General features: G+C 36.6%; 5 protein-coding genes. All 5 read right to left on the bottom strand.

The window, feature by feature from the left end:
* Nucleotides 1–169: 169 nt before the first annotated feature.
* Nucleotides 170–877, bottom strand: coding sequence for a hypothetical protein (locus ACMUOV_RS08645; protein WP_413854750.1), 708 nt, complete (start codon nt 875–877; stop codon nt 170–172).
* Between the two features lie 10 nt (nt 878–887).
* The gene (locus ACMUOV_RS08640; RefSeq protein ID WP_413854749.1) at nt 888–1,244 is read right to left on the bottom strand and encodes a hypothetical protein; all 357 of its coding nucleotides are present in this window, start codon (nt 1,242–1,244) and stop codon (nt 888–890) included.
* A gap of 258 nt (nt 1,245–1,502) precedes the next feature.
* Nucleotides 1,503–3,086, bottom strand: coding sequence for a protein kinase domain-containing protein (locus ACMUOV_RS08635; protein ID WP_413854748.1), 1,584 nt, complete (start codon nt 3,084–3,086; stop codon nt 1,503–1,505).
* Nucleotides 3,087–3,092: 6 nt separating this feature from the next.
* Complete coding sequence (locus ACMUOV_RS08630) at nt 3,093–4,703, bottom strand: leucine-rich repeat protein (RefSeq protein ID WP_413854746.1); 1,611 nt, start codon at nt 4,701–4,703, stop codon at nt 3,093–3,095.
* Between the two features lie 27 nt (nt 4,704–4,730).
* The coding region (locus ACMUOV_RS08625) for a S41 family peptidase (protein WP_413854745.1) at nt 4,731–6,037 on the bottom strand (1,307 nt) is incomplete at its 5' end.

Raw genomic sequence — 6,037 nt, 5'->3', positions numbered from 1 at the left:
GGGTGACGAAGAAATGCCCATCGTTCGATGCGCGATCGGAATATCAGGACCTTCAGCCCTTGATACTGGAACAGTAGAACGTAGCGCCTATGCGGCCCTTATGAAACCCGCCTCTTCACGATTGATGTAAAGGGGCGGGTTGTTCATTGAGTCCGTATTCAACATACATTTACATAGCCACTATCATTATATTACCATCACCGACGTAATAAACCATTGGCAACATATCTGAGGGCATATTTTTATGAATCCGACATTCATTGCTTCCCGATGGTAGTTCCGAAAGTTTCCTCATATCTTCCTGTATAATGGGACGTCTACGAAAAACAAAATTCTGATAATTCCTGTCTTCATTAGCAAAATCCTCAGAATCAAAACACGGATATGGCATCCACATCTCACCAACATGAATCTCACAAGTTTTCTTTGGGTCTCGCTCATTTGCCTTTCCACGTGAATAATCACGGTAGAGCGACATTTCTACATGCTCTTTTATGTCCTGAAGACCATGAAACACATGTTCTAAAATCTCTACATCATCAGTTATAAAATATCGTTTAATTTCAATATCCTTATTACTGTCTATATCAAAAGGAGGCAATATAGGCTCTGCATTCTCATATCCTACTTCGTACATATTCTTGCGAAATAATTTTGGCCCGTATTGTGGCGATTCCTCGCTGATGCCATACTCGACAATTTCTCCAGATACCACGTTACCGGAGTTCGTTTCTATCACCTTTGCTTTCCAGTGCCAATAGTGTGAATCACTTCCTTGTACAAGCATCTCTGGATCAGTAACGAGTTCTACCAATGTTACTTCGTGATACCGACACTCGTATATCCTGTCGCCTTTCTTTAAATTACATTCTGCCATAACCTAACTATTATTGTCGTTTCATTGCATCTTCGGCCCACTTCATTCTCAGCCGTGCTTTGTCACGTGCTTCTTTAGCCCATTTTAATCGAAGTTGTGCCTTCGACAATGATTCGTTAGCCCATTTAGTATAAAGTCGCGACTGTCTATAGTCCTTCTTCTTTGCATAACTATCGGCCTGACGTGTATAGTTGTTGGCTTTCTTTGTCAACTGCTCAGCCTCACGCTCATATTTTTCTGCCTGCTCGTTATAATGCTGAGCCTCCCGCAGATAATTTTGTGCCTTATCTGTCTGTGTAAAGTTAAGGGCAAGCCCCACACTTGGCAGCCCAATGATAAAAAACAGAACAACTAATAATCTTCTCATATTTTTCAATTTCTATTATATATCATTTGATATGGTCATTGTATTTGGGCTAGACAGGTAATTAATTTATCGGCGATTGTCTGATGGTCTTTCGCAATTGGATGGATTCCGTCTAATGTCTCGTATCGTCTACCTTGTTGGAAGTGGTTTGTAAAAACAAATGATGCTTTTCACAAAAACACTACATCTGTTGGTAATTAATAGGGTGTACCCACGCTACATGTTGACTATCATCTGTTTTAATAGTTTGTATGAATTTTAAAGTATTCCTAATGCTTTTATTCTTGCTTGAACAATTTTTAATGTAGTCCTTTTTTCTCCACATCTAATTATCATTGTTCCTGTACGTTCTTCTTTTGTCGTATTCTTATCAACTCTGATGGTAATGGTATTATCATGAATCGAATATTTAACCCAATCCGGGGAACTTGAAACCTGCCATTCTGAAGAATTACATATAACAGAAACTGATTGTGTTTTTTCTGTTTTTCCCTTAAATTTTAGAGTCGAGGTGTTTAACCTCAGTTCAATTTCAGGAACAGGTATTTGTGGATTGTCTTTTTTTTCTATTTCCTCTTCAACAGGTATCTCTTTCATCTCATTTCGTATAGAGGTTTTCTGTTGCTGATTTGTAGACAATTTTGAAATAATACTTTGACTTATTTTAATATGTTGCTCACATAATTGTTTTTTGTCTTCGGAAGCACAATTTTGCATTGCTTCTTTAAATAAGGCAATAGCATTATTTTGGGCAAGAATATTCATCTCCTCTTGCTGTATAATACCAAGATTAAATAGAGAATCATAAGCCGTTTCCTCTGTTATTTCTGAGTCTTTGACAATCGTCAAATCAACTGTATCGACATTATTGCTCGACACAATAGAATCCTCCGATCTTGGTTCCTCTTGTTTAGGACGATTCCACAACATCATAATAGTTCCACCAATGGTGACAATCATTACAATTATGGATATTATCCCAATTTTAGAAAAAAACGACTTTCTCTTCTTCAAACTATGAAATACTATTTTCTTCCCAGACAATGCCATTTCTGTATATTTTACCAACTGCTCTGCAGTTGGCCTTTCCCATGGTTTCTCACTAAGGCATAGTTTAATGACCGTTTTTAATTGATTAGAATAGTTCCCTTTGGGAGTAGGTATATCTGCACCCCTTTTCTGAAGTAAGCCACCTTCGTCGCCAAATGGTGTATCACCTGTTAGCATTTCATATGCTGTAGCCCCTAATGAATATATGTCATTAGCCATAATCGGAGTATTGTCTTCACTGAATCTTTCTGGTGCCATATATGCGATTGTCCCTGCAGAACTGAATGCAGAACTAATACTCTTCCTTAATGTCGATTTTAGATGAGTACTTACTCCAAAATCAGAAATAAGATAATTGTCATTATCTCCAATCATGATGTTGTCAGGCTTAATATCTTGGTGTATGATGGGTGGTGTGAGATTGTGTAACCAGGACAACCCGCTTGCTATATCTCTAAGCATACACCAAGTCTGTTTCTCGCTGAACTGACCAATATGTTTCATGATGCTTCCATTTTTGCAATATGGAAGAACGAGGTATGGCTTTCTCTCATATGAATCGTAATACAATGGTTTTAAAAGATTCTTGTGGTTTGCATTTACTACAAGAGCAAATTCTCTTGCAAAAACGTTTAAGCCAGTGTCATCCAAGCCTGTTGCAGGAGCATATATTTTCAAGGCCACCTGAATATCTGTTTTGTTATCTTTAGCAAGCCAAACTTCAGAAAAATTACCTCTACCAAGTAACCTCTCTAAAAAGTACCTGTTATGAAATAGTTTATTCTCTTCCATTTCTTCTTATTCTAAAACAATGTTTACTATTTGTACAATATCTGCAGCATTCACCACGCCGTCACCGTTTATATCTGCAGATGTATCACTGAACTTATCCGACGAAATACCCATGATGTAGTTTATAACTTCTACAATATCGGCAGCATTCACCATTCCATCGCCATTGGCGTCACCTTGTTTAGCCTCTACGATAGCCACGATTTCCTTAAAATACTTCCATGGCTCGGCAGCCTTATATGCATCCACAGAGACTGTTGGCACATGGAGTGTAATAGTATTAATAGTGATATCGGAGACATTGAAGTCTATTTGGGGAACCTCTTTTGCATAGCAATACAAATCTGTTAGGCTGCTGCAACCACAGAAAGCACTACCGCCGATGTATGTGACACCGCTGGGAATGACCACTGAGGATAGACCACTGCAACTACGGAATGCATTTGCACCAACTCCTGTAATGGTGAGCCCCAATATGGTTTGCGGAATTGTTAGATTACCAACAGTATTAGAAGGTACGGCAGGATCACATTTTTCAGTAGGATAATATACTCCTCCAGGTCCAGTTCCTGCGCCACGATATGTTCCATAAACTTCTGCTGTTTTTTTATCTTTGTTTATTACCCTAAAATTTATATTTATTCCTTCAATGGAATTGCCACTGAAGATATCCCCAGTAAAGAATCCATCAAGAATGGTATTAATAGAATTCCATCCTTCCGTTTCCTTATAAACTGTTGTAGTCCCAGTAGGGACATATAAGACGGCTTCATCGGAAATACCATCGAATACATCTTTTGAGATAGGATTTGGTTCTTTTATAGTAGAATTAATAACTTTGAGATTATTGCATCCGTATAATATTCTACTTCCGATGATCGTAAAATTATCAGATATCTCAAAAGAAGTCATACCACTACAACCAGAAAAGGCTTCAGTTCCAATGCTCTTAATATTAGAAGGTAATTTTATTGAAACCAAGTCAGAACATCCCTGAAATGCATTTTCCCCTATAATAGATAATGAGTTAGGAAAAGAAATCTTTGATAAACTTGTACAATATCTAAATGCTCCCTCACCAATAATACCCAACCCTTGATAGATAGTTTCTTTAATATAACCTCCGCCACTAGATATAGTATAATAACTTTGAAGGATATTGACTTCAAGTAAACTATAGCAATCAGCAAAGGCATCTTTGCCTATAGACCTTACTTTAGCAGGAATTATTAGTTCTGTTAACCTCGAACAACCTTTAAATGCATCTTCCTTAATAACAAAGAAAGGAGAAAAGTTGGTGCTGGTGGCGCTTTTCCTTGGTTTTCCTTCTTGTTTTCTTTCCTGAAGTAAAACTTCAACTAATTCTTTACAATCTGCAAAAGCTGATTTTCCAATACCATTAACCCTATATTTTTTTTCTTCATAGATAATACTATCTGGAATAAAAACAGACCCAGAATAGTCAATATTCCCTTTAACGACTTCTGCTCCATCTTCCAACAAATTGTAGTAGACACCATCTACTACACAATCATACGCTCGTATTGTTGATACCGATATAATAAATGATGTTAGCAGAAAAAGCCTGCATAAAAAGGATATAGGAATCTGTTTCATATTTACTCGTTTAAACGAATCTGGTAATCATTTTCTTGGTATTGGAGCATTGGTATTTAAGAAATGTAGATTGAACCTAGCAAAGGAAGGTAGACCATTCTCCTCCACGAAAGAAGATTTGTCATTATTATAAAAGTTACTTTTAACTTTATTCGTATATGTTTTATCTGTGTCAGTTATTAACTTTAGAGCCTTCGCCAATAGAGGTTCGGATGTATCACCTAACTCCTTTTTTGATGTGGAAAAGCCATCTGGTATATAGTAGTCAACAGCAATGCCATCATCAGGTGTCGTTTCCATAAGCGCATTATGATATCGCATAGTGATGGGTTGAAGTTGATATTTATATCTGTTATCTCGTATTGTCCATGACCCAACACCCTTACCATATGTTTGCTCTCCAATAATAACAACATCCATGTATGGTCGCATACTTATTATAGCAGCCTCGGAGGCAGAAGCACTATTCTTGGAAGTTAAGACAAATACTCGTTTGAGATTTAATCCATACATAGGCGACCCGATTATTCCTAATCCATTGTCAGGTGTTGTGAAATAATTTACACTTGTGCCACTCCCAGTTTCTTCTTCCATTATTTTTGTTAGAATATCGTTATATGTACATTGCTGAAAAATCCCATCGTATCCTCTTTCGTTGACAATTGAATTAGAGAGATATTTACATGTATTTACATATCCACCTGGATTATAACGGAGGTCAAGTATTAATTCGTCAACTTTTGCATCGTAAAATTTCTTTATAGCAGGGACCAAATCTGTGATTTCTTCAAATTTGAGGTAACACAAATACCCTATTTTAAGAGAGTTGTAAACATAAATGGAATCAATATAAACAGTTTGAGTATTATCAAAGGGAAGTGCAGACTCCAATGTGTCAATTGGCAGAATTGTACTATTAATCAATTTCCCCTTTACTATTATATTTTTGTTATTCTGTGGAATTATAATATCCCCTCTTTTGAGACCTTTTTTCTTTAATTCAGGGTTAGTAACGAAAAGTACCTGTACAAAATCTGAACCATTATATAATACATACTTCTGATACTCATATCCCAAATTGTATTCTTCTATGTCCGGATTGTATGAGTTATTAGTTTCACAGTATGAAAAACGGTCTTTGGGTGATAACAGAGTTTTGAAGAAAGAAACAGGTGCCAAATCATAGTCACAAGATAATGAATCAGGCATATCTTTGCGCCATAGATAGTCATGATTCATTTGAGCATATATCCATCTATTAAACTCTAAATAAATGTTTTCTGAGTGAATTAAATCAGGTACTTCCGACGAAATATCTTCGTCGGAAGTACAAT

It is taken from the genome of Candidatus Ruminimicrobium bovinum (genome assembly GCF_902760015.1).
Classification (GTDB): domain Bacteria; phylum Elusimicrobiota; class Endomicrobiia; order Endomicrobiales; family Endomicrobiaceae; genus Ruminimicrobium; species Ruminimicrobium bovinum.
Note: the sequence above shows the minus strand (reverse complement) of the source record. Positions and strands in the feature narration are given on the sequence as shown.

Bases quoted from the DNA above. Each gene is read 5' to 3' on its own strand.
- ACMUOV_RS08640 (WP_413854749.1), bottom strand. From the start codon at position 1,244: ATGAGAAGATTATTAGTTGTTCTGTTTTTTATCATTGGGCTGCCAAGT.
- ACMUOV_RS08645 (WP_413854750.1), bottom strand. From the start codon at position 877: ATGGCAGAATGTAATTTAAAGAAAGGCGACAGGATATACGAGTGTCGG.
- ACMUOV_RS08630 (WP_413854746.1), bottom strand. From the start codon at position 4,703: ATGAAACAGATTCCTATATCCTTTTTATGCAGGCTTTTTCTGCTAACA.
- ACMUOV_RS08635 (WP_413854748.1), bottom strand. From the start codon at position 3,086: ATGGAAGAGAATAAACTATTTCATAACAGGTACTTTTTAGAGAGGTTA.